20 protein-coding genes and 1 pseudogene are annotated in these 25,302 nt (G+C 49.4%); 17 read left to right on the top strand and 4 right to left on the bottom strand.

Annotated elements, in window-relative coordinates; genetic code table 11:
* The 9 genes and pseudogenes from PSHG_RS30835 to PSHG_RS04850 all read left to right on the top strand — a co-directional run.
* Positions 1–372 (top strand): annotated as a pseudogene (locus tag PSHG_RS30835) (phage tail tape measure protein); the annotation flags it as partial.
* A 257-nt stretch (positions 373–629) separates the two neighbouring features.
* Entirely contained in the window at positions 630–1,616 is a 987-nt protein-coding gene (locus PSHG_RS04885; RefSeq protein ID WP_010270184.1) for an AAA family ATPase, read from the top strand.
* Positions 1,613–2,521 carry a DUF58 domain-containing protein gene (locus PSHG_RS04880; protein WP_235782008.1) on the top strand — a complete coding sequence of 303 codons (909 nt, stop codon included), beginning with the start codon at positions 1,613–1,615 and terminating at the stop codon, positions 2,519–2,521. Before PSHG_RS04885 ends, PSHG_RS04880 begins: the two co-directional genes overlap by 4 nt.
* Before the next feature lie 153 nt (positions 2,522–2,674).
* Complete coding sequence (locus PSHG_RS04875) at positions 2,675–4,606, top strand: vWA domain-containing protein (RefSeq protein WP_010270180.1); 1,932 nt, start codon at positions 2,675–2,677, stop codon at positions 4,604–4,606.
* Entirely contained in the window at positions 4,590–7,529 is a 2,940-nt protein-coding gene (locus tag PSHG_RS26600) for a VWA domain-containing protein (RefSeq protein ID WP_010270177.1), read from the top strand. Before PSHG_RS04875 ends, PSHG_RS26600 begins: the two co-directional genes overlap by 17 nt.
* Before the next feature lie 111 nt (positions 7,530–7,640).
* Complete coding sequence (locus tag PSHG_RS04865) at positions 7,641–8,123, top strand: hypothetical protein (protein WP_010270175.1); 483 nt, start codon at positions 7,641–7,643, stop codon at positions 8,121–8,123.
* 230 nt (positions 8,124–8,353) lie between these two features.
* The gene (gene typA, locus PSHG_RS04860; RefSeq protein WP_010270172.1) at positions 8,354–10,192 is read left to right on the top strand and encodes a translational GTPase TypA; all 1,839 of its coding nucleotides are present in this window, start codon (positions 8,354–8,356) and stop codon (positions 10,190–10,192) included.
* A gap of 13 nt (positions 10,193–10,205) precedes the next feature.
* Positions 10,206–10,499 carry a YlaH-like family protein gene (locus PSHG_RS04855; protein ID WP_010270168.1) on the top strand — a complete coding sequence of 98 codons (294 nt, stop codon included), beginning with the start codon at positions 10,206–10,208 and terminating at the stop codon, positions 10,497–10,499.
* A gap of 79 nt (positions 10,500–10,578) precedes the next feature.
* Positions 10,579–10,854 (top strand): hypothetical protein, encoded by a 276-nt coding sequence (locus PSHG_RS04850; RefSeq protein ID WP_010270166.1) that lies wholly within the window; start codon positions 10,579–10,581, stop codon positions 10,852–10,854.
* A 397-nt stretch (positions 10,855–11,251) separates the two neighbouring features.
* Here the strand turns inward: PSHG_RS04850 and PSHG_RS04840 are convergent, their stop codons facing one another.
* Positions 11,252–11,782, bottom strand: a complete 531-nt coding sequence (locus PSHG_RS04840) for a YhcN/YlaJ family sporulation lipoprotein (protein ID WP_010270165.1) — start codon at positions 11,780–11,782, stop codon at positions 11,252–11,254.
* Between the two features lie 115 nt (positions 11,783–11,897).
* On the opposite strand from PSHG_RS04840, the gene PSHG_RS04835 reads away from it, so the two are divergent.
* Both PSHG_RS04835 and PSHG_RS04830 read left to right on the top strand, forming a co-directional pair.
* The gene (locus tag PSHG_RS04835) at positions 11,898–13,229 is read left to right on the top strand and encodes a PhoH family protein (RefSeq protein WP_010270162.1); all 1,332 of its coding nucleotides are present in this window, start codon (positions 11,898–11,900) and stop codon (positions 13,227–13,229) included.
* A gap of 480 nt (positions 13,230–13,709) precedes the next feature.
* Positions 13,710–15,044: an extracellular solute-binding protein gene (locus PSHG_RS04830; protein ID WP_010270158.1), complete on the top strand. Its 1,335-nt coding sequence runs from the start codon at positions 13,710–13,712 to the stop codon at positions 15,042–15,044.
* A gap of 217 nt (positions 15,045–15,261) precedes the next feature.
* Here PSHG_RS04830 and PSHG_RS04825 read toward each other — a convergent pair whose 3' ends face one another.
* Both PSHG_RS04825 and PSHG_RS04820 read right to left on the bottom strand, forming a co-directional pair.
* Positions 15,262–16,344, bottom strand: coding sequence for a hypothetical protein (locus PSHG_RS04825; RefSeq protein WP_010270156.1), 1,083 nt, complete (start codon positions 16,342–16,344; stop codon positions 15,262–15,264).
* Between the two features lie 193 nt (positions 16,345–16,537).
* Positions 16,538–17,494: a hypothetical protein gene (locus tag PSHG_RS04820; protein WP_010270154.1), complete on the bottom strand. Its 957-nt coding sequence runs from the start codon at positions 17,492–17,494 to the stop codon at positions 16,538–16,540.
* A gap of 96 nt (positions 17,495–17,590) precedes the next feature.
* Here PSHG_RS04820 and PSHG_RS04815 point away from each other — a divergent pair, with 96 nt between their 5' ends.
* Positions 17,591–18,712 carry a class I SAM-dependent methyltransferase gene (locus tag PSHG_RS04815; RefSeq protein WP_010270153.1) on the top strand — a complete coding sequence of 374 codons (1,122 nt, stop codon included), beginning with the start codon at positions 17,591–17,593 and terminating at the stop codon, positions 18,710–18,712.
* 110 nt (positions 18,713–18,822) lie between these two features.
* On the opposite strand, the gene PSHG_RS04810 is transcribed toward PSHG_RS04815, so the two are convergent.
* Positions 18,823–19,053 carry a DUF2626 domain-containing protein gene (locus PSHG_RS04810; RefSeq protein ID WP_010270152.1) on the bottom strand — a complete coding sequence of 77 codons (231 nt, stop codon included), beginning with the start codon at positions 19,051–19,053 and terminating at the stop codon, positions 18,823–18,825.
* Between the two features lie 329 nt (positions 19,054–19,382).
* Here PSHG_RS04810 and PSHG_RS04805 point away from each other — a divergent pair, with 329 nt between their 5' ends.
* From PSHG_RS04805 to mraZ, 5 genes are all read left to right on the top strand, one after another.
* Entirely contained in the window at positions 19,383–20,033 is a 651-nt protein-coding gene (locus tag PSHG_RS04805; protein WP_010270151.1) for an RsfA family transcriptional regulator, read from the top strand.
* Positions 20,034–20,431: 398 nt separating this feature from the next.
* Positions 20,432–21,451 (top strand): ketopantoate reductase family protein, encoded by a 1,020-nt coding sequence (locus tag PSHG_RS04800; RefSeq protein ID WP_010270150.1) that lies wholly within the window; start codon positions 20,432–20,434, stop codon positions 21,449–21,451.
* A gap of 107 nt (positions 21,452–21,558) precedes the next feature.
* Positions 21,559–23,187 (top strand): bacillithiol biosynthesis cysteine-adding enzyme BshC, encoded by a 1,629-nt coding sequence (gene bshC, locus PSHG_RS04795; RefSeq protein WP_010270149.1) that lies wholly within the window; start codon positions 21,559–21,561, stop codon positions 23,185–23,187.
* Positions 23,188–23,252: 65 nt separating this feature from the next.
* Positions 23,253–24,515, top strand: a complete 1,263-nt coding sequence (locus tag PSHG_RS04790; RefSeq protein ID WP_010270148.1) for an adenosylhomocysteinase — start codon at positions 23,253–23,255, stop codon at positions 24,513–24,515.
* Positions 24,516–24,826: 311 nt separating this feature from the next.
* A complete protein-coding gene (gene mraZ, locus PSHG_RS04785) occupies positions 24,827–25,264 on the top strand; it encodes a division/cell wall cluster transcriptional repressor MraZ (RefSeq protein WP_010270147.1) in 438 nt (145 codons plus the stop codon).
* The last annotated feature ends 38 nt before the right edge of the window (positions 25,265–25,302 follow it).

Raw genomic sequence — 25,302 nt, 5'->3', positions numbered from 1 at the left:
GGCCAAGGCGGTGGCGGCGGCCAAGGCGGCAGCGGCGGCCAAGGCGGTGGCGGCGGCCAAGGCGGCAGCGGAGGCCAGGGAGGGCTGCAGGGCGGTACAGGCGAAGGCTCGCGGCATTTTGTTACGACCCCAAGGCAGTCCCTTGGCGGAGGAACGCCGACATTGGATGATGGGCCTATCCAAGGGGAAGGCGGAGAGATTGAATACGGAGGTCAGGCTCAGATAGAAGAAAGCCGGCCTACCCCTTATGAAGAGGTATACTCCGACTATGCTACAGAAGCTACGCGCTCACTGGAGCGTGCTCCCCTTCCTCAAAGCATGCAGGACTTGGTCAGAGATTACTTTACGGAAATTCAACCTAACCGCAGGTAGCGCTTTTTACAGCAATTGCTAAATCCCGGTTGTACTTTTAACCAAATAAGATATAGAGCCGAAAGCATGAATCAAAACGGATGTTAGTTGTCTATATCTTGTTGCTGCACGTTGGCGGAATCGAATTATGAAGAATGAAGCAATTAGTTATTTTACAGCTGGAAGCTCTAAGCAGTGGCGGTTCATCCGCGCAGGCAGGAATGGATACGCGGGCAGGCTGCTAAAGGCGCTTTGGAGCAGAAAGGGGAAATCAATAGATGGAGTCAAAGCAGCAGCTGCAGCAATGGTCACAGGTTATTGAAGAAATACGGACGGAAGTCGGGCGCGTCATCGTAGGTCAGCGCGAGGTGGTGGAACAAGTATTGTGGTGTATTTTTGCTGGCGGGCATGCCCTGTTGGAGGGGATCCCGGGATTAGGAAAAACGATGCTAGTGCGCACGTTGGCAGACACAATTAAGCTTTCCTTTTCCAGAATCCAATTCACACCCGATCTCATGCCTGCCGACATTACCGGTACTAATATTATCCAATTTGGATTAAAAGGGGAAACCAGCTATCAATTCCAGCAGGGCCCCTTGTTCGGAAATCTCGTGCTGGCTGACGAGATCAACCGCGCTACCCCCAAAACACAGAGTGCTCTGTTGGAGGCTATGCAGGAAAAGACAGTCACGATAGGAGCTACCACTCATGCCCTGCCACAGCCTTTCTTTGTTTTGGCCACACAAAATCCGCTCGAAAACGAAGGGACTTACCCGCTTCCCGAAGCGCAGCTTGACCGTTTTATGCTAAAAATTCATGTAACCTATCCCTCCAAAGAAGAGCTTAAGCAAATTGTTCTAAGAACCACTTCTACAGAAACGATTAGGGCAAGCTCCAAGGCGGACGGGGCCGCGATTGCCGCAGTCCAGCAGGCTGCCAAGGAAATTCTCGTTGCGGAAGAAGTTCTGGATTACGCCGTGCGGGTCATTCTCCTTAGCCAGCCGCAGCAGCCGGATGCACCACAAGCTGTGAAAAAATATGTTCAGTACGGTTCGGGTCCCCGCGGCTTGCAATCTTTAATCAGTGTAGCCAAAGTAAGAGCGCTTTCCTCCGGGAGGTATCATATTTCCCGCAATGATATTGAGAAGGTGGCTTTTCCAGCGCTGCGGCACCGTATCTTTTTAACCTTTGAAGGCCAGGCGATGGGTATTACAACAGACTCGATTATTGAGTCGATATTAGAAGAAGCGGGGAGCGGCTCATGATGTCCTCCGTCCGTGCCGCTCAGCTGCTTCCTCAGGAATTGCTGGTGGCCCTGGACCGTTCCGGTTTGATTGCGAAGCAAAGAATTGCCGGGACCATGCAGGGAAAGAGGCGGTCCAAGCAAATGGGGAGCTCGCTGGAGTTTGCCGATTACCGTTTGTATTCACCAGGGGATGATATCCGCCAGCTGGATTGGAATGCATACGGCCGTACCGGTAAGCCCTTTATCAAATTATATATGGATGAACAGGAACTGCCTGTGCAAATTTATGTGGATGGTTCGGCCTCTATGACAACACCCGCTTCCGTAAGAGGAGCGGATAAATTTCTTTACGCCAAGCAGCTGGCGGCAAGCATTGGCTATATTACGCTGAACAGCTATGATCGTGTCGGCGTCACGGTGTTCAGTTCAGAAGCGTATGAGCGGCTGCCGATGGTCAGGGGAAGGGTTTCCATCCCGCGCTTGTTTCATTTTTTGGAACAATGTCAGGCGGCAGAAGCAGGGGATATAGCTAACGTCTTTCGCCAGCCGGGACTCGTTCCTGCGAAAGCAGGCATGACCTGGATTATTTCCGACTTTTTGTATGAAACCGGCGTGGAAGAAGCATTGTCAACTCTGCTTGCAGCCAAGCAGGAAGTGATCGTTATTCAACTGCTGTCGCCTGAGGAAGTTCATCCGGACTTGATCGGAGATCTTCATCTTATAGATGTAGAGCTGAAATCCGGAAAAGAGGTTGCGATTTCCGACAAACTGCTCAAGGATTATAAACAAGTGGTAGAGGATTATACTTCAGCACTGCGCCGCTTTTGTTATGAACGGGGCATGGGCTATCAATTGCTTGTAACCGATACTCCGCTGTTTGCTGCTGTAACGGAAACATTCCGGTACAACGGCTGGATTAACTAATCCCTCCACAGGTTAAGCAGGAATTCATTTTGATTATAGAGGAAGCAGAACGGATTACTACACGCGAATGGCTATCCGAGGGTAATCCAGACGGACAGCCGTGCACCGTCAATAATCTTCATTCAAGGTGCAAGCTTATGAGGTGAACTGCATATGTTTTTCGGATCGCTGGCGAGCTTATGGTTTGCACTATCCCTACCGGCCATTATCGTCATGTATTTATTTAAAAGAAAATATATCGATACCCCGGTTTCCAGCCACTTGCTGTGGAACAAGGTTCTGCGGGAAATGGAGGCGAACAGACCTTGGCAGAAGCTCAAAAACCGCCTGCTCATGCTTTTGCAGCTGCTAGCGGCGGCGTTGATTGTGCTGGCTCTGATGAGTCCTTATGTTTGGTCCAATGATCGGGCCCAGGATCATGTTGTCTTTGTGCTGGACAATTCGGCCAGTATGCAGACGCGTCTCGCCGATCATGAGCTGACACGCTTTGAATACGCAAAGCGCTCATTGCTGGACTGGGCGGACAAAGAAGCCAGAAACAGCCGCTATACTCTAATTTCTCTTGGAAATTCACCGGAGGTATGGTTGTCTGCAGCGGCTTCCAAGGATTCTTTGGCAGCGGCTCTTGCTGAGCTGCAGCCTTATTATGGCAAAGCCGCTTACGATGAGGGAATGTCACTGGCATCAGCTTTGACCAGGGGCAGTGATGATGCGGAAATCCGTCTTTATACCGACGGTCAATGGCTGGATAGCGGGAGCGGCCTTGCCTTCGATGTCCCTGTGACGGTGGAAACGATTGGAGCAGGTGAGCAAGATAATCTGCAGGTAGTTCAATTTGGAGTAGGACGGACTCAGGCAGACCGCAGTCTCGTTACCGGAGTGGCTGCGATAAAAAACTGGAGCGGACAGGCGGCCGGATATAGTTTAATCGTTTCAGCCGATGGAGAGATTGTGCAGCATTCTCGCGAGCAGCTGGAAAGCGGTGAACAGCGGACCTTTTATTTTGACAGCTTGCCTGAGGCTGAAGTCTATCAGTTGACTATTGACGCTGATGATTTGTTGGAGCTCGATAATGCGGCTTATGCATTTTTGGATAGCGGACATACGATGCGGGCGGTCTTAATCAGTGATGGGAATTTGTTTTTGGAGAAAGCTTTGACCTTGGCTGGTGTAGAAGTATACAAGGCTCAGCAAGCGGAGGATACGTTTACACTTCCGTCCAGTCCCTTCGATCTGATTGTTGTGGACGGTGTTGACGAAGCGAAGCTGACTGGCGAGGAATGGCAGCGGCATTTGACAAGCAAGCCGGTCTGGTATATTCATGCGGGAATCCAAGGGGAGGAAATAGTCCTGGAAGGCTCCCACACGAATCGTATCGAGGTTGCAGAGCACCCGGTCACCCGTTATATCGGTTTTCAGGATACGTATATCGCTTCTGCTATATCCGGTAGCACTCCGCAGTGGGGGGAGCCGGTCGTTACTTGGGGTTCTGTCCCGCTTGTTTTGGCAGGGGAGGCTAATGGCCACGGCCGATTAATGTTCACCTTCGCGCTTCAGCAAACCGATTTGCCGCTGCGCTTTGATTTTCCTATTCTGGTCCGCAATGCGGTCGAATGGCTGGGGAGCACACGTGCACAAATACTGGGCCATCACCTTGCTTCAGACAGGCGTGAAATTCCGCTCCATGCTCAAACTTCGTCTGCTTATTGGCAGCTTGTGGAGAATTTGCAGCCAGCTGGTGATCCGATACCTGCCGACGAGACTGCCAATGGAGCGGTTACTTCGAATCAAACGATTCCCGACCGGCCTGGTCTGTACCAGTTTGTGGAAGAGGATGACGCGGGGCAAGTGCTGCAAAGCCGCTGGCTGATATCGCATGCAGATGCAAGGGAATTTAATCTGGGAGAGCTTCCCGCTCCCGCATTTGTCCAGACGGATGCCGGGCAGCCGGAGCAAACTGACGGGGGCGCAGCGGAGGCGGCCAACAGTAAAGTGCCGATTTCGCTTGTATCGTTCGTTATTGTCTTGGCGCTGGTGATCATGGTGTGGGAATGGAGGGTGTATCAGCATGGGAATTCAATTTAACTCCCCGTGGATGTTGCTGCTCCTGCTCGTTCTCCCCTTCTATCTGTACTGGATAGCTAGAAGCACGCTTCGCTTGAAGGGGCTTCGCAAAAAGGCGGCGATTGCGCTCAGAGGCACGGTACTGCTTCTTCTTGTTCTGGCATTGGCGGGGATGCAGTGGTATACGATAACGACCAAGCAGGCAGTTGTATTTGTGACCGATCGCTCCGACAGCATAGTAGACAGCCCTGAATGGACCGATTGGATGAAACGGGCAGTTTCGGTAAAAGCCCCGGATGATTTGGCCGGCGTCTTAGCACTTGGGCTCAATGCGGCCGTGGAACGCAGAACCGATGAACGCAACCTGGAGGGCTTTCAATGGTCCAGCTCGCTTAATCGCCAATTCAGCAACTTGGAGGCGGGGCTAAGAACAGCAAGCGGCTTGTTCAGTGATGATGTCGCTCCGCGGATTGTCCTGCTCAGTGACGGCGAAGAAAACGTCGGCGATGTGCTTCGCCAGGGACGTTTGCTGAGAGATCAGGGGATTCCCGTTGACGTCCTGCAGCTGCCCTCGGCACAGGGGCGGGATGTAGCCGTAGAGGAATTGAAGGTGCCTGAGCGGCTTTACCAGGGGGAGCAGTATTCCTTGGAGATTACCTTGCAGAGTACAGAAGCGGTGCAGGGTGAACTAAGAATTTACGAGGATAACCAGGAGCTGTCGGTTCAGCAGGTAAATCTGGAACGCGGAGAAAATCGATTTGTCCTGCAGAGCTTGGCCAAGGAGCCCGGCTTTCATCGTTATCGGGCGGAGATTTATGTGCAGGGGGATATGCAGACAGCCAACAATACAGCCACATCCTTTAGCCGGGTGACTGGTCCTCCCAAGGTACTGGTAGTAGAGGGGCAACCCAATACCTCACAGAATGTGCTTTCCGTTCTCGATGCGGGCTTGATCGGCTACGATGTGGTGCAGCCGGAAATGTTATCCCGGGATCTGACAGCTTATGTCGGGTATGACAGCATTCTGTTGCAGAATGTTCCGGCAACCCGGTTATCCCAGCAGCAGATGGAAATGATGGAGCAGGCGGTGCGTGATTACGGTGTCGGTATGATCATGTTCGGGGGAGAGGAAAGCTACGGGCTGGGAGGATACTTCCAAACTCCTGTTGAAAATGCACTGCCGGTATATATGGACTTAAGAGGCAAGCGGGAGATGCCGTCGCTGGGCTTGATTCTCGTCATTGATAAATCAGGGAGCATGTCGGACGGTAAAATGGAGCTTGCGCAGGAGGCCGCCGTGCGTACGGTAGAGCTGCTGAGAGAGCGGGATACACTTGGTGTGCTTGCCTTTGACTCCTCGCTCTGGTGGGTTAGCGAGCCTGAGCCGCTTACCGACAAAGAACAGGTAATCCGCGAAATCAATTCTATTCCGGCCGATGGGGGAACCGATATCTATCCCGCCGTGCAGGAAGCATACTCTAAGCTGCTGGATGTGGATGCCCAGCGCAAGCATATTATCCTGTTGACTGATGGACAATCCGCAACCCAGCAAAGCTACGAGGCGCTTACGGCGCAAATGCTGGAAAACCAAATTACATTATCAACAGTAGCTATAGGAGAAGGCGCCGATACGGTTCTGCTGGAGCGGCTTGCTGGTCTTGCTAATGGCCGGTACTACTTTACTAATGATCAAAGCACGATTCCGGCAATCTTCAGCCGGGAAGCAACGATGGTGTCAAGAACGTACATTGTTGATCAGGCTTTCGTGCCGATCTATGGCCAGGGGGCAGACTGGAGCTCCTGGATGCAAGCAGGGCTGCCGTCCATTAACGCCTACATTGCAACAACGCCGAAGGAAATGGCTGAAGTGGTCCTCATGAGTCCGGAACCGGATCCGCTGCTTGCCAGATGGCAATACGGTTCCGGACGCACTGTTGCGTGGACAAGTGATGTGACCGGAAAGTGGTCTGGCGATTGGGTGTCCTGGAGCGGCTATCAGCAAGCTCTCAGCCAAATCATCAAGTGGACGTTCCCTCAATTCGACGCTATTCCTTACGAGCTGGCTACCCGTGTAGAGGGTGAGCGCACGGTGCTGGAGGTCTCTTCCTCAGTCTCCGAGTACCAAGGGGAATTAACGGCAACCGTTACGGACGAAAACCTGGACACCCATGAAATCTCTTTAATGCCTACCCTGCCCGGAGAATATGTGGGTGAGCTGCCGTTTTCGAATCCTGGCGTGTATTTGACGCGTATTGATCGCCTGGAAAAAGGAGAAGATGAAGAGGAGCATATTTCCAGCTACACAACCGGCTTTGTCATTCCGTATTCGGCGGAATACCGGATTACGGAAAGGGGAGGAGCAGCCAGGTTGGAGCGCTTGGCTGAAACGACCGGGGGGAGGGTGCTTACCCTGGAGCAGGCTGAAGAGGTGTTTGCCGCGGAAGTTAGCGGCAAAAAACAATTTCGCGATCTGGCCTACCCGCTGCTTCTGCTGGCCCTGCTGTTGTGGCTTGCAGATATTGCAATAAGAAGGTTCAGCTTATCGCTTCACGCTCTTCGGGCGATAGTCGCATCGTCAAGGCCAGGCAGGTCCAAAAGTGAACGAGGGGCCGAAGCAGCGGAGTCCTGGTCGCGGCTTCGCCAGTCCAAGGAAAGAGTTAATCAACGACTTGTGTCCCAGAAGGAGGATCCTTCAGAGCAAAAAGGTCGGCAGCTTGTGAATGCTCAAGCGGATTCTGCCCCACGGCAAAATCGTATGGCGCAGGCAGAAGCAAGTGCGAGCCGAACAGGCAGCTCAGCCCTAACGGAAAGCAGGAAAACCAACGATTCGCCTAGGCCTATTGGAGAAGATAGCCGCCCGTCGCAAGCTAATGCAAGAGGCGGTGATCAGGAAGTGGATCCGATGAGCCGGCTTTTAGAAGCGAAGAAAAGAAAGAAAAGATAGGCGGACACCTGCAAACGGAACAATTTGGAAGCGGAAGCTGGCAATTTAGTGCATCTTCCGCTAAACTAACTGTAATAGGATGTCGCATTCTGTCAAACCGGGAGGAAGGCTATGCAAAAAAATCGTTTTTCTATCGGAATATTGTTAATTGTCATTGCGTTGATTCTCATTTTGGGCAAACTAGGCGTCTTCAGCTTTCTCGGTTATTTACTTTGGCCATTGCTTTTGTTGGCAGTTGGGCTTGGTTTTCACTTTCTGTATTTCGCCAAGCTGGCGCCATCCGGCATTTTAGTGCCGGGCGGAATTCTGGTTACCTACTCCTTCATGTTCTTTATATGTAATTTGTTTGGCTGGCATTTGATTCGTTATTTATGGCCATTATTTATCTTCGGAGTGGCTGTTGGATTGTACGAACTGTACCTGCTTGACCGTAATAGCCCCCGTCAGTTGATGACATTTGCTGTAATTCTGGCTGCTTTGTCGGTACTGTTCCTGCTGCTGATGTTTATGTTCAGTGCGTTCATTTATGTCATAGCTGCCCTGCTGGTCATCGCTGGGGTATTCCTGCTTATGAGAAGACCGAAGGCATGGTAACGTTGCTTAACGCAAGCGGGCTGACTTGCAATTTTCCGCCGTTAAGCGTATAATACACTGTGATTATTGAGCGTCGGCGCTTAGTCCGGCGCTTCTTTTGTGAACGGTTCTGAACAGCTCCGATCTCTTGATCTTCGTCATCGGAATGATGTATAGGCCAGCGGAAGGGAAAAGATGATGAGCCCAGGTATCAGCTCACTTTACTCTAAGTACAGAGAGGAAATGGCAGCATGCACGCTAGAGATACGATCAAAAATATTGCAATTATAGCCCACGTCGATCATGGCAAAACGACGCTGGTGGACAAATTGCTTCAGCAGTCGGGGACGTTTCGGGAAAATGAGTTGCAGGAAAGGGTCATGGATTCAAACGATCTGGAACGGGAACGCGGAATCACTATCCTGGCCAAAAATACGGCAATCCATTATAAGCAATATTTAATTAACATTGTGGATACCCCCGGACACGCCGATTTTGGCGGGGAAGTGGAAAGAATTATGAAGATGGTCGATGGTGTACTGCTTGTGGTAGACGCTTTTGAAGGCTGCATGCCGCAAACCAAATTTGTGCTGCGCAAAGCATTGGAACAACAGTTAAGACCGATCGTTGTTCTTAATAAGATAGACCGGCCGAATGCCCGCCCCGCTGAAGTGGTGGACGAGGTGCTGGAATTGTTTATCGAGCTCGAAGCCAGCGATGAACAGTTGGATTTCCCGGTTGTCTATACATCGGCTCTTCAAGGTACATCGAGTACGGATCCGGATAACCCGGGAGACACAATGGAATCACTGTACGAGGCTATTGTCCAGCACATACCCTCCCCTACAGAAAATGTTGAGGAGCCGCTGCAGTTTCTTGTAACGTTGATGGATTATAATGAGTATTTGGGGCGGATTGCCATCGGCCGTGTAAACCGTGGTAAAATCCGTGCAGGCCAGCCTGTAGCCGTCATGACACGGGAAGGCAAGATTAAGCAGGCGCGGATTGAGAAGCTGTTCGGGTTTCAGGGGCTGAAGCGGATTGAAATTCCGGAAGCCGGCGCCGGTGATATTATTGCGATTGCCGGGATCAAAGATATCAATATCGGGGAAACGATCGCGGACCCGGCTAATCCGGAAGCACTGCCTGTGCTTAAGATTGACGAGCCGACCCTGCAGATGACGTTTCTCGTCAATAACAGCCCGTTTGCCGGGCGTGAAGGTAAATGGGTAACGTCACGCAAGCTGCGGGAACGCTTATACAAAGAGCTCGAGACCGATGTGAGCCTGCGGGTGGAGGATACGGACAGTCCCGATGTATTTGTCGTGTCGGGGCGTGGAGAGCTGCATCTGGGCATCCTCATCGAAAACATGCGCCGCGAGGGCTTCGAGCTTCAGGTGTCTAAGCCTGAAGTCATTATCAAAGAAATCGATGGTCAAAAGATGGAGCCAATCGAAAGACTGATTATCGATATCCCTGAAGAAAGCATGGGCGCCGTTATGGAAAGCCTTGGCACACGAAAGGCAGAAATGGTTAACATGGTTAACAACGGAAACGGACAAATTCGCCTGGAGTTTCTAATACCGGCTCGAGGCTTGATCGGATACCGGACGTATTTCCTTACCTTAACCCGCGGTTACGGAATTATGAACCATGCCTTTGACAGCTACGGTCCCTATCAGGGAAGCGGAATCGGCGGGCGTCATCAAGGCGTGCTCATCTCCAGTGAAAACGGGGTCTCAACGCTGTATGGCATTCTGTCGATTGAAGATCGCGGAATTCTTTTTGTGCAGCCGGGAACGGAAGTTTATGAGGGAATGATCGTTGGCGAGCATACTCGCGACAATGATATTATTGTCAACATCTGCAAGGAAAAACAGTTAACTAACGTTCGTTCCGCGGGGAAAGACGATACCGTGAAGATGAAAACACCGCGGCTGTACTCTTTGGAGCAGGCATTAGAATATTTAAATGATGATGAGTATTGTGAAGTTACGCCTAAGTCGATCAGGCTGCGTAAGAAGCTGCTGAACAAAAGCGAGAGGGAACGCGCGGAAAAGCAGCGCAAGATGTCTGAAGCGAATTTATAGGAGGTGACCGGCAGTGTCGGCACTTTATGACTGGTTCTTTGCACATCCCTGGATCACATTTTTTATTATATTTGCCGGGCTGGCTTTTGTTTACAACAAGGTGTTTCGGGTAAAAAAGCTGCCCATTCTTAAAGAAATTATAGTCTACATCATTATGGCTATCGGCGCTTTCATTCTGCTGCTATTCCAGCTGGATTTGCGGATTCCGATAGTGCCGAGTTTGGCGATAGCGGTTCTATTGATGCTGACCGTCAAAATTCGTTACTGGATTGAAGGCAGACAGGAAAAAGACAATAAGCAGGAGTAATCATCGTGGACGGTTAAGCGCGGAAGCTTTCAAGGAAGAGCAGAAGTTACATTTTGAACGGGGGAGGCTTATTAAGCTGGTGGAACTTCGAGATGCGCTCTTTTATTGGCTGCAAATGAAGCTGGTTTGTGAGGCAAGGCCGGAAGATCAAGCGGCTAAAGACACGTTGGCGTTTTTTGAGCAGATTTTATCTGAGGATCATGCCCTGGAGCATTATCGAATCGCTGAGTCCGACACGGTATCTATTCATGTATCGGCAGAAAGCCGAGGCCAAGTACAAAGCTTCCGGTTTGACCGGGAAATGGCGGAACAGCTGCTGGGACAAATTGAGTCTAATCCCAAATATAATTGTTAAAAAACTGTTTTAGTAAAATGATTCAGGCGTGTATAAATAGTGGCTGAAGGCTGCATATGCTATAATGAGGTCAAGATTAGCATACCGGTTGTACTCTACGCCGTCTGCTTGCAGATGGAACTGAAGGAGGAACCCCGTTAGATGATCCTTGGAAGCATTACTCCCGGCCAGCTGCTAGATCGCCTAAATCATACTGCACAATACAATTTAACGGATTTAATCAACAGGCCTATGGTCATTTCGCCTGCTTTAATCCAGTTTGCCCATGTAAAAAGCCTAGCTAAATGGAATAGCTAGGCTTTTTGGCATTAACCGCTAGGCGGCCGTTGCCGGGCACGCACATCTGTTGCTGGAGCAGGGCTAGCTCCGCATGGTTCTTTAGTTAGCGGCTTGCAGGCTATGGAGCTGCCGGGGTATTAGTATTCGCAGGCGGCGGTTCAACCGGGTTAATATCCCGCGGGATTTGCGGCATGATTCTGCCAATAATATCGCCCAATTCTTCTGCTAATCCGGAGAGCGGACGTCCCTGATTAATATCGTCACGGACTTCACGAATCCGCTGATCCAAATCCAAATCCGCGGTAACGAGGGAGTTGACTCCGTAGGGATCCTTTTTCAAAGCTTCAGCTGCTGAGTATTTAATTGAATCTACACGGGCCCGATCCAAGCCGGGCTGGACATTAATGCCAACAATTGCCATATTGCCCAGCACCACACAATGAGCGTCTTCAACTTGCGGAAGCGATTTAACAATACCTTCAAGGTGAGCGGCAACTTCCTCGCGGGATTTGTCTGGTCTTGACTCAGGAACAGTCTGCTGAGTGACTTCTCCCTGTTCCGGCTGAGGCTGATCGGCGGGAGGAGTTGCGCATCCGGCAGCCATAGCAAAGAGCGTGCCTATTAAGACCCATTGGCGTATTAATTTCATAAGTATCTTCCTTTCTTATAATAAGAGAACTCCACTAATCTCTAGTCTTTCCTGCTCAAGAAATTCTATGTACCAGAAGCAACATCAAATGCAAACCGGTTGGAGGGATGGGAATTTGAAAAAGCTTTATGTGCTGGACACTAATGTTCTGCTCCACGACCCCAATGCTGTATTTTCATTTGATAATAACGATGTTGTCATACCCGCTGCGGTGCTGGAGGAGATTGATTCTAAAAAGAGACTTGCCGATGAGATCGGGCGAAATGCCCGCTATGTCTCACGGCTGCTTGACGGATTTCGCAGCCAAGGCCGGCTGCATGATGGAGTGCGTCTGCCGGGCGGCGGTAATCTGAAGGTCGAATTAAACCATCGCAGCTTTACGAAGATGCAAGAAGTATTCGGGGAAATGACCAACGATAACCGGATTTTGGCTGTAGCTATGAATTACTGGATGGAAGAGCAGGAAAAGGAAGAGGCATTACCGGTCATTCTGGTCAGCAAAGACTCACTCGTTCGAATCAAGGCTGATGTTCTGGGTCTAGTCGCGGAGGATTACAAGTCCGACCGGCTTGTGCCGCCGCAGGATATGTACACCGGGTGTGAAACCGTGCAGGTTCATCCCTCGGTAATTGATGAGTTTTACACGTTTCGTCAACTGCTGGTGCGCAGCCTTCCACTTAACTATCCGGTGCATCCGCATCAGTTTATTATCTTGAAGGATGAATTGGGCACGAGCAAATCTGCTTTGCTCAAGGTTACGGCGGACGGCAATAAGCTTCAACCGCTCCATCTCAGCAATGATGCGGTATGGGGGATTACGGCAAGAAATGCACAGCAGCGCATGGCGATGGAATTGCTGCTAAACGATGAGATTCCTCTGGTGACTCTTACCGGAAAAGCCGGCACAGGAAAGACTCTGCTGACCTTGGCAGCCGGACTATTGAAAACTGAGGATGAGCATCGTTATAAAAAACTGCTGATAGCCAGACCAGTCGTTCCTATGGGAAAAGACATCGGTTTTCTTCCAGGAGAAAAGGAGGAAAAGCTGCGTCCCTGGATGCAGCCCATCTATGATAATCTGGAGTATCTGTTTGATACGAAAAAAAACGGAGATATCGACAAAATTTTGGCCGGGATGGGCAGCATCCAGGTGGAGGCGCTCACCTATATTCGCGGCCGTTCCATTCCAGGTCAATTCATTATCATAGACGAAGCGCAAAATTTATCCAAGCACGAAATCAAAACCATTATTACCCGGGTGGGTGAAGGCAGCAAAATCGTTCTGCTTGGGGACCCGGAGCAAATTGACCATCCTTATCTCGACTCGACAAGCAATGGATTGACTCATGTTGTGGAGAGATTCAAGCAGGAGCCGGTAAGCGGTCACGTGACGCTTGAAAAAGGTGAGCGGTCTCGGCTGGCGCAGCTGGGAGCGGAACTGTTATAGGATGTGGAGGCGAATTGTATGCGAAAGTGTATACGCAAACAGTCATGCCATTGAATTCTCAGGCACAACTCCAGCATGAAAATAGCCAAGGATGGCGGGGCTCGCGAGGTTCGCGGAGTTCGTGGGCTGCGCGGGCTTGTTTCCTGCATTTTATACGAAATGTCGTACAAATGAATGGGGTGAGGTGCGATTACAGGAGATTTGTATGAAACGTCGTACAAAAACAGGGCATTGATGGGTAATTACCCAAGATTTGTATGACAAATCGTACAAAAACAACATGACAAAAAAGTTGGACGGAAAACATTATGTTTTTCCGCCCAACTTTTATTGGGACTTTCCGGACAGCCCCATGCGATTGTTTTGAACCCCCCGGGTTTTTTGGTGATCCCTTCGGCAGGAGGACAAGCTGACAATATTTCTGGTATGATGATAGGGAATAGAAAAAGGGGCAAGTTCAATGCAGAAGGAGAGTTTCGATTGACAAGGAAGAAATATTTATTAGTTCTTTTTGCTATAGTAGGCTTATCTATATTGTTGATAACCCAGGTCATGGCACCAGAGGGCGGAGCCAGACAAACCGCTATACCGGGCAGGGATACGCTGACCGGCACCCTGCCAGGACGCGCTGATAACGATACAGAGAACATAATCATGGCTGTGTCCATGAAGGAGGAGGAATATGCCGTCCTTCAAGAGACAATTAATGATTACCTGGATACGGTTAACCGGGTTCAAGTCGAATTGCTCAACCTTCCGCCAGGGGAGGCATACGAGTATTTGAAGAAGGCGAGCCAATTAGGACAAGCACCCGACCTGATGCTGCTCAATAACGATTGGGTCAACGAATTTGCCGCTCTTGGATATTTGCAGCCGGTTGATGAGGTGATCGGCAGCGAGCAGCATTTGCAGATTGTGGATCCGGTATTGAACCAGGTCAAATGGAATGGATATACCTGGGCCGTTCCGAAAGACATTGATCCTTACATTCTCGCCTGGAATACAGGAAAAGCCGAGGAACTGAACGGCGGCGAGCCGCCTCGAACGGCAGAACAAATGGTGCATTGGAACCGGCAAGGAGGGGATGCAGAGGCAGGAATCCCCGGTGTGTATTATGATCCAGCCGATCCTTATGCTTTGTTATCGCTTCTATCCGCTTTAGGCGTGCCTTCCCCACAGGGAGAAATTCCTTTTATCCATATGGATAATGAAATCACATTGCAGGCACTCCAGTCTTTTTACTATGCCGAACAAGAATCGAGCGAGGAAAGAGAGGAAGCAGCGGAACAACCGCAGCGGCCGGACTCTTTCCATCCTTTGCCCGGCAATCCTTGGGAGCTGCTTAAGAAAGGCAAGCTGTCTGCCATGATTACCACGATTTCAGAATTCAAGCTGTATGCGGATTCTTCTGCTGTTGAGTTAAGCGCACTGCCAATGATCAAGGAAGATAATCAGGAGACGACAGGGACCTGGCTCAAAGGGCGGAGCTACGCGATTTCCTCTAAGACGGAAGCGCAAACGGCTGTCGCGGACCTGCTGAAGGCACTTACGACGATGGACGCTGAAATGAATTTATGGTCTGAAGCCAAAGTGCTTCCCGCCATAGTTAGTGCCTATATGGCGCCAGCGATTAAGTCCGATCCGTCTTATCGCTCCTATACCTGGTTAATCGAACAGGGTAATACGATTCCGGTGCAGATTGACCTGGCTAAGAAAATGCATGAGCTGGATCAAGCAATGGAGCAGTTTGCGGACGGGCAGCAGGATCTGGCTGCTTTCGCCAATTACGTCGCATCATTATGGAAGCAGGAGTAAAAGTCCAGATAACAGAGTAAAAGTCCAGATAACAGAGTAAAAGTCCAGATAACAGAGTAAAAGTCCAGATAACAGAGTAAAAGTCCAGATAACAGAGTAAAAGTCCAGATAACAGAGTAAAAGTCCAGATAACAGAGTAAAAGTCCAGATAACAGAGTAAAAGTCCAGATAACAGAGTAAAAGTCCAGATAGAAGCAGAAAAGTCAAAAGCTGAAGCTTATCTAAGCTTCAGCTTTAATTTTAGAGTAAGCATTCCGTCCTCAGTGCTTATTTCAGATGCCTGCAGAAATCCGACGATGCTTTCCGGAGAAAACCCGAGAGGAAACTCCTCCTCCAGGGATCGATTGGTGGATTCAGGGAGGACGAAACCGTTAAAGGTCAATTCCTCCACGTAAAAACGCAGCAGGCTAGCCTCATGCATCTCCAAGACGTACTGTCCCTTGATCGTAACCTCGACATCATCCTCCTGGCCTTCCGCCATAAAGTAACCGTCCTGGAAGGAGAATTCCAGGTTGTTGAACAGCGGATTGCGACTGCGGAAAAAACGGATCAGCTCCTGGTCGGAAATTTGAAAGGTTAGTCCGTTCAAATACTGGTTTCGATTGTCGTCTGCGAGCAATTCTGAAATAGACTGCATCTCATTAGAGATAGCTTCAAAATATTTGCGGAATAACGGAAGTCCCTTGTCCTTCCAGGCAGTGGTTAAATCGACCATCTGCTTAAACACTTCTGTTGCTTCGGGGTTGTTGGCTAATCCTTCATCCATTTCTTGCTGCAAAGCCAGTCTTTGATCACGCTGGATTATAAATGCCTCTTTAATCTGTTTTAATTCCTCATCGTAAGCGATCAGCTCTTCACGCATTTCCTCCAGCCGCTGATAACTATCGGAATAGGCAGTTAACCGCTTGCGGTCATTCACAAAGATCATCGTCAAATATTGGTAAACAGCTATAGCATCGGAGAAGGAATCGGTGCGCAGCAGCAAAGTCCATATATCGTTGCGTTCCCCCATGTAGTAAGCACGGAGAACCTTGCCTGCCTGGTCGCGGGCCTGTTCCATATTCACCTGCTGCCGAGCCATGTTTGCCTCTGTTTGCAGGAGCTGTGCTTCTATCCGCTTTTCTTGCTCGGTCAGCCGTTCAATTTCCCGATCCATTTCTGTGATCGTCAAACTTTTTTGCAGCAGGTCCCTTGCCTGTTCCAGACTGGGCTCTTCGGCTGCCTTCACCGGGGCCTGTGGCGGAATAATAAGCAGAAGACAAAGACACAGCAGTACTATAGGTCGATAAGGCTTGAGCATAGAATACCCCTTTTTCAATTTCAATTTATTTTTATAGGCAAAGCTGATTTTAAGTTCCGTTCAGTTCCGGGGAGTTTATCTTGTTGTCTTTTTCTAAATTTACTCCTTGACCCTCGGTGAACATGACAAAAAACTTCCCCGCAAAAGAGAAGTTTTAAGCGACATCCTTGAACTTAAGACGAAGTAAGACGGGTTAATCCTGCCGTGCAGCGGGAAAAAATAATCGCAGCACCTGACTAAATGGCAGAGCCTGCTCGGGAATTTCTTTTTGAAATTGCGGGTTTTGATTAATGTCGTCATAGCTTTGCTCAAGGCGGATGGTTTGAGGGCTGCCCTCATCCCAGCTGTAGGTTAGGTCCAGCCTTTGACTGCTGGCGTAGCCTTCCCCGTTGATTTCAACGGATAGCTGCCCCGGCGCGTGCAGGGTCAGGGATTGTCCCTTTTCCCTCCATTCGGTCGTTTGTTCCTGTGACAGCAGGCCGTAAGCATGCAGTGTATCCACAATGCCGGGCCAATGATCACGAATGACCAGACTAAGCTCCTCCTGATTTTCTTCGGTTATCTCAATTCCAATCCGGAAAGATCCGTCCGGGTTGCTTTCTTCTGCGTCCAGCCGGGAAAACCAGCGCTCCTCCACAGAGCTGTACAGCTCACTATGCAGCTCTGCGAATAAATGAGCTGTCTGCTTGAGCCGCTCGTCAGTTAGTGCGGAGTCACTGCCCGTCAGCTGGGCTAATTCGGCAAATTCAATCTGAAAATATTCCTCGGGTTTATTAATCAATGGTATATTAACATACAGAGAGTTGTCGGCAAAAAGAACAGGCAGTTTCATGGCAGACGATTCCACGGCTGCTCCTGCAGCGAAAGTGGCTTCTATACGCAGTGGGCTTAATGCAGCGGTGCCTTCCCAGGATAGGCTGCCTTGCAGCAAGGATTGCTGGAGACTGTCCACTATCGGGTTGCTTGTTGTTTTAGCTTCATGATTGATATCAAGATCGGCGCGACCCGTGAAAGTATAGCTTGTAATTTCTTCGTGCTTGCTTAATGCCGTAATCGCTTGTTCCTTCCAATTGACCTTTTCTGCACAGCTGGAGGTCAATAAGGCGGCGCCAAGCAGGCAGAGAAGCGAGCTTTGTTTATTCCAACGCATTTTGGCAAAAACTCCTTTTGTTTAGCTGTTATCATTATAGCTTTATTAACCAGGGTTTGTCTGCAGCAATCCGTAAAACAGATGGGAGCATCAAACATGATCGAATCGAATTCTAGTAACCGTATTGTACCATGGATTGCTTTGGCGATTAGAGAGACAGCAGCGAAAGCGGTCACTTTTTGTGAGTATATGAATTGGTGCCTCTATCATCCGGAGTTTGGATATTACATGAACACTCGGCCAAAGGTGGGGAAGGAAGGAGATTTTTATACCAGCTCCTCTATTACTCCGGTTATGGGAGAAATGCTGGCTAATCGGATTAAAGCGTGGGCCGATGAAGATAGCAGAAGCTCTGCGTGTACGGTTACGGAATGGGGTGCCGGTACCGGAAAATTAGCACGAGCTTTACTGGATAAGCTGGCCCGGGCGTGGCCTGATTTGTATGAACGGTTAGAGTATTGGATCATCGAAAAAAGTGAATACCATCGCCAGCTGCTGCTGCAGGAGCTGGCGGCGCATTCCGGAAAAATCAGAATGTGGAGGGAGGACGAGTGGAGTCAGCAGCCCTGCCCGGAGCGCATGTTCATGTTTTCCAATGAGTTGTTGGATGCGTTCCCCGTTCATCGTGTGCGCCAAAATCATGGGAGATTAATGGAAAGCTGGGTAGCTTGGGATGAGGACAGCCAAGCGTTGACTGAGCGGTGGGAACCTTGCAGCAACAATCAGCTATACCATTATTTGCAGGCCGATTCCATTGAACTGAAAGAGTCACAAGAGGCGGAAATCAATTTGCTGGCTGAGAGGTGGGTGCGGCAGGCGGCGGAATGGCTGTCTCCGGGATCGTGTCTGTTGACTATTGATTATGGCGATTTGGCTGCAGAGATTTATGCCCCCCATCGAATGAAGGGAACGCTCATGTGTTATTACCGGCATGAAGCGCAGGATAACCCGTTAATCTATCCCGGTGAGCAGGATATTACATCGCATGTTAATTTCTCCGCCTGCATGAGGGCGGGCCGCCTCGGCGGTATGGTGACGGAACAGTGGACTACACAAAAGCAATTTTTGGTCGAGCAGGGAATATTGAATGAACTGCAAAACCATGCTTCCCGCGATCCATTCTCCCCGGTGGCAAGAAAGAACAGGGCTATCCGCCAGCTGCTGCTGAGCGATGGAATGAGCGAGCTTTTTAAAGTGCTGATTCAAAGAAAGCTCTAGTCATGCCCCCGCTTGCCAATGTCCGTTTCCGGGTATGAAAACATGAAAAAAGATGATTGCTGACCAGCAATCATCTTGGTTACGCAGGTTAGTTAGCTTATCGACCGGACTTACAGCTCCATATGGAAGACAGACCAATATGTAAAACCGGTAAATGAGATGAGCATGTACGCCCAAAACATCACAATGTAAGTGCGTTCTGTCAAATTCATATAACCGAGCACAACAAACACTGCGGTTTGGAAAAAGAAAATTAATGCCATAGGAATCATATGTCCGGCTAATGCCATTAATCCGATAACAAGTGTCCAGAAACCAAGGACACGATACATGCGTGCCACCGTAACATCCTCCTCTCTTACACAACGATCATCACTAGTACTGCTAATATTATACCGCCCGAGGATGGGCCTGTAAACTCGAATCCGTGACAAAATCGAAACATTTCCGAAAATCGCGGTCTCCCTTAGCGTTTCCAATTCTTTCGAAAATCATGTATGTTTGCCAAAAAAATTGGATATACCTTTTAGTATCAAATAGATTCTATGAACTCTAGTATTGGCATAAAGATAAGGTATCGGGAACGTTTAGTCTTTATGCAAGCCATTAACACCTGAATGAGCAAGATCCATTCTTGTAATTTCTTTACTATCGGTTGGGAGGTAATTAGATGTCGGCAGTAAGACAAGATGCTTGGAGCGAAGAAGATGATCTGATTCTTGCGGAGGTGACGCTAAGACATATCCGTGATGGAAGCACCCAGTTAACTGCATTTGAGGAAGTAGGGGAAAAGATTGGCCGAACGGCCGCTGCATGCGGGTTCCGCTGGAACAGCTGTGTCCGCAAGAGATATGAGGCTGCTATTCAAATAGCCAAAGCTCAGCGCCAAAAAAGAAGCCAGCTGAAGAAAAATGCCTCTGCTCCTCTTTCCAGTGTTTCCTCTGTAGCTGTGTTGGACGGTGACGCCAATCTTCTAAGAACAGACGGTTTCTCCGAAGAAAGTTTGTCTGTAGAGGCTGTAATCCGTTTTCTGAAGCAGTGGAAGAGTACATATTACGAGCTGTCCCGTCAGGCCAAATCTATGGAAAAAGAGTTGCAGGAGCTGCAGGAAGAAGTGGCTCATTTGCGTTCGGAGAATGAAAGACTCAATAAACAAGTTAACGAGGTTCAGACGGACTATCAGGTTGTCAATGACGACTACCGGGCTCTAATTCAAATTATGGACCGCGCTCGTAAGCTGGCCTTCCTCGTGGAAGAAGAGGATGACAAGAAAGCGAAGTTTAAGATGGATGCCAACGGCAATCTGGAGAAAATTGATTAGTGCCGCTACCGAAAGATCCGGTGTTTCCCTAAATGATGGAAAACCGGATTTTTTGTTTGTTTGCCTGCTTGGAAATGAACAATCTGTGCTAGCGGATGATTTGACTACATTTAAAAGAAATAGTACGGCAAAATAGTTGATATAGCTGGATAGGGGCAGGTAAAATGCTAACTCAGGCAGGAAAACAGGAAGCAGAAGGGGAATGTAACGTAAAGACCATTGATCTTGTAGGATAGCCATTTTGCATAAATTGCGGTGGGCTTTTAAGCAAACAAAGATATGGATATCAACGCGGTGTTCGATGTCTATGTCTTGCTGCTGCCTGTTGATAATCGAATTATGCACTTTTGCTCCTACAAGAAATGGATCGGAAATTAGCCTGCAAAGGAGTTAGCCTAATGCGCGTATTGGTGGTTGGCGGAGGCTCCATAGGCCTGCTCATGGCTGGTAGACTAGCGCTGGGGTCAGCGGAGGTTCATTTGGTGTGCAGAACCAAAGAACAAGCCGAATCTATTGCTGCCCAAGGCATAACGGTAACAGCGCTTAATGGTACGAAACAAACCGTGCATCCTGTCTCCATTACGGCATTTGACGAAGCGCTGGCGGCAGCGCTTCCGTCCGCCGAATCTACATGGTCATGGATATTGCTTACCGTCAAGCAAAAGGATATTAATGCTGCATTAATCCAATGGCTGAAGACGCAAATGCTTGGGGAAACCAAGCTGGTTGGCTTCCAGAACGGTATAGGCCATATGGAGCTGCTGGCTGAGATGCTTTCTCAATCCCGTCTGTTTGCCGCTGTAACAACTGAAGGGGCCAAAAGGGAATCGGAGACTGTGGTGTTACAGACGGGGAGGGGAACGGTCTGGCTGGGCAGAGCCTTTGCCGGGAACAGACAGACAGCGGCACCTGGTCCTTCAGCAGCAGAGCATGGCGAAGGTTATTTAATGGATGGGGAGACTCAAGCGCTGATTCAGGTATTGAGAGAAGCGGGGGTGGATGCCCGTGCCGATGGGGCAATGCCCGTACGAATATGGAATAAACTGATTGTGAATGCAGTCATTAATCCATTGACTGCAATCAGCGGAGTAAAGAACGGGGAGCTGCTGGAGGATGCCTGGCGCAGAGAGCTGGCAGGAAAGCTGTATGAAGAAGCTAGAGAGGTCGCTCTTTCTCTCGGAATCCCGATAGCTGACGATCTATGGGAGCAAATCGTCGCGGTTTGCAAGCGGACGGCTGCCAATCACTCCTCCATGCTCCAGGATCGGATGGAACGGAGAAAGACGGAGATCGACTGGATTAATGGGAGCTTGCTGAAGCTTGCACACAGACAGGGGATCCCCTGTCCTAACCATGAGAGCATCGTTCGACAAGTAAAGGCGCTTGAGGACCAATATTTGTCCGGCGAGACGTTCTGAAGCTCGAGGGAATTCTTTGACTATTAGAGGGAGGATGTGTACAATCGAAACAGAATCGATTACCTACTCACGAGTCGTTATATAGGGTAGGGGAGGAGTCCATCTGTATGAAAATAATTCCTTTTGAGCGAAACTCAGGGCAGCGGCTGGCTGCCGACTATTATCATCAGTTTTCTAAAGTAAGCGAGTTTTATGAATATAATCCCTGGGATGGAGACAGTTGGGCTATACGGGCAGAGGCGCTCGGGCATCCCCGTTCTTTAACTGCTAATCGAACCGAGCTGGTCCACAGCTTGATCCGATACAATGATAAAGTCAATAATGCAGCCGAGGCTTTTCAGGCTCTGGAACAGCTGAAAAACGAAAACACGCTTGTCGTTGTAGGCGGGCAGCAGGCCGGATTGTTTACCGGACCGCTGCTTGTTATTTATAAAGCAATAACGATTATTCAAGCGGCCAAGCATGCCGCGGAGAAGCTCGGCCGTGCGGTGGTGCCCGTATTTTGGATAGCCGGAGAGGACCATGACATCGATGAAGTCAATCATACGTATGTTCATGCCCATAATGAAGCTGTTAAAATCAAGCTATCCCCAGCAGAGGGGGAGCCTAGAACCTCCATTAGCCGACTGACAGTGAAGCACTGGGAGGATGTGCTTCAGCAGTTGGATAAATCGCTGATGGATACGGAATTTAAGGCTCCCATCATGGATCAATTAACCTTGATTGCCGGTCAGTCCTCCACTTTGTCGGAATTTTTCGCCAGGATTATGGCGTCATTATTTGGCCGTCATGGGCTCATTCTGCTTGATTCCGATGACCCGGGTATTAGGAAGCTGGAAGGAGCGATGTTCGAGCAATTGCTCGAACAGAATGAGCTGATCAGCGAGGCCTTTCTTAACGAGAGCAGCAAGCTGGTGTCAGCCGGCTATCAGCCGCAGGTTGAAACTTCGCCGCTCTCGGCGAATTTATTTGTATTCGGTGAGGATGGCGAAAGACGACTGCTGCAGCGCAGCAGCAGCGGGTTCACAGATAAGAGAGGGGAGCAGGAATATTCTCTCGGCGAACTGCAGGAAATGGCCTGGAGCCGTCCGGGCAGTCTGAGCAATAATGTCATCACCAGGCCGCTCATGCAGGAATTTCTGCTTCCGGTACTTGCTTCTGTACTTGGTCCTGGTGAAATCGCTTATTGGGGACAGCTTCGCCAAGTATTCGGCGCGGTCGGGATGCAGATGCCCATTCTTTTGCCGCGTAAAGAGCATACTTTGGTGGAAGGTACTGTGCAGAAATATATTGACAAGTACGAGCTGACCTTAGAGGAAGCCTTCGACCAATGGGAGGAAAAGAAGGAGGAGTGGCTGAGATCGCAGGATGAGCTTTGTTTGGAGGAAAGATTCAAGCTGGCCAAAGAGCAATTTGCCGAAATTTACAAGCCCATCCTGCAGGCTGTCGCCAAGATTAATCCGGGTATGGAAAAATTGGGTCAGACGAATGCGGCCAAAATTGTTGAGCAGATTGATTTTCTCCAGGCCCGCTCGATCGAAGCAAACAAATCCCAGTACGAGGCTGCGCTCAGGCAATGGGACCGAATCCGAAATACGCTCTTTCCTCTTGGCAAACCACAGGAAAGAGTCTACAATTTATATAGTTATGTTAATAAGTACGGTCATAGCTGGCTGGAAGAGCTGGTAGCCCAGCCGCTGCAGCTGCGTCCTTTGCATTCCATCGTGTACTTATAAAAGGGGCAGGATATGATGCATAAGCTGCAGGTTGCAACAATTATGTCAGGAGGCATGAATGGATAATGAATTCAAAAGAACAAAGTGTAATTACAGACATATCGCTGGCCCCGGAAGGTCATTTGAAAATCGGATGGGCTGACGCCCATATGCCGGTTTTGAATCGGATTAAAGAGCAATTCGCGCGGGAGCAGCCATTTAAAGGCTTGAAGGTGGCGATCTCGCTGCATTTAGAAGCGAAGACTGCTTATTTGGCCAAGGTCATCCAGGCTGGAGGAGCTCAGGTAGCCATTACTGGGAGCAATCCTTTGTCTACCCAGGATGATGTATGTGCAGCATTGGTAGAGGATGGGATTACGGTATTTGCCAAGTACAACCCGGATCCTGTTGAATATAAGCAGTTAATGGTTCAGACATTGGAGACTAAGCCGGACCTGATCATTGATGACGGCGGAGATTTGGTGACTATTCTTCATTCTGAACGCAAGGACTTGCTGGCACAGGTGCGTGGCGGGGCGGAGGAAACAACGACCGGAATTTTGCGGCTGAAAGCAATGGAAAAGGATGGGACTCTCCAGTTTCCGATGATCGCCGTAAATGATGCTTTCTGCAAATATTTATTCGACAATCGCTACGGCACGGGCCAATCCGTATGGGACGGCATTAACCGGACGACTAATCTGGTCGTTGCTGGAAAGACGGTTGTGGTAGCTGGCTACGGCTGGTGCGGAAAAGGTGTGGCCAAACGCGCCCAAGGCCTGGGAGCGAATGTGGTCGTAACCGAAGTTGATCCGATTAAAGCGGTAGAAGCTTATATGGATGGTTTCCGAGTGATGACGATGCGTGATGCCGCCCGCATTGGAGACTTCTTCGTGACTGTTACCGGGAATCGTGATATCATCCGCAAGGAGCATTACGAAGTTATGAAGGACGGTGCAATTCTGTCCAATGCCGGCCATTTCGATGTAGAGGTTAACAAGCCTGAGCTTGAGGAGATGGCTGTATCGAGCAGGACCGTTAGACGGAACATTGAGGAATATGTGTTGAAGGATGGTCGCAAGTTCTATATTTTGGCCGAGGGGAGATTGGTTAATTTGGCTGCAGGAGACGGACATCCTGCGGAGATTATGGATATGACCTTTGCCCTTCAGGCATTGTCTCTGAAATACGTGAACGAGCAGTATAAAGCTATCGGCACCAAAGTCGTTAATGTCCCCTATGAATTAGATGAGCAGGTAGCCAGATACAAGCTGGAGTCACTAGGATTAACGATCGATTCCTTGTCAGAAGAGCAGGTGCGCTACCTGGAAAGCTGGCAGGAACATTAAGCTTTCGCCATTCAATCCATTATAAAGGGGCGGTTCAGATAATCAGTGAGAATGGACGACTGGACGCCCTGACAAAAAAAGTTGGACGGAAATTACGATTTCCGTCCAACTTTTTTATTGTGGGGACATATTGGACAACTTCTTTTTATTTTTATGGGGAAAACTCCTTGCTGAGCAAATGAAATTGACTGAATAATCATAACGCTATAAAAACTTTTTGGAAAGTTGCTTGGTTTGGGAGCACTTTTTGATTATAATACTGTTATGTGGGGGAAAGTGGTGCAAAGTGGTGGAAAGGGGTGAAGGGTACCATGTTCATGGGGGAATATCAGCATAGTGTTGATGAGAAAGGCCGAATGATTATTCCCGCCAAGTTTCGTGAAGCCCTTGGTCCCAGCTTTGTCGTCACTCGAGGATTGGACAACTGCTTGTTTGTCTACCCCATGCAAGAGTGGACGGTTTTGGAAGGGAAGCTTAAATCCCTGCCCTTAATGAAATCAGATGCCCGCGCGTTTACCCGATTTTTCTTCTCTGGAGCAACAGAATGCGAACTGGATAAACAGGGAAGGGTAAACTTACCTAATACGTTAGTGGAGTATGCCAAGCTTAAGAAAGAGTGTGTGGTGCTTGGCGTATCCAATCGCGTGGAAATTTGGAGCAAAGATCTGTGGGAGAGCTATTTCCAGCAATCGGAGGATTCATTCAATGAAATTGCCGAGAAGCTTGTCGACTTCAATTTTGATTTATAAGGGTCCGCACGCGCTTTGCTGGACGACGCCTGACCAGT

The organism is Paenibacillus senegalensis JC66 (assembly GCF_000285515.1).
Taxonomy (GTDB): Bacteria; Bacillota; Bacilli; order Paenibacillales; family NBRC-103111; genus Paenibacillus_L; species Paenibacillus_L senegalensis.
Note: the sequence above shows the minus strand (reverse complement) of the source record. Positions and strands in the feature narration are given on the sequence as shown.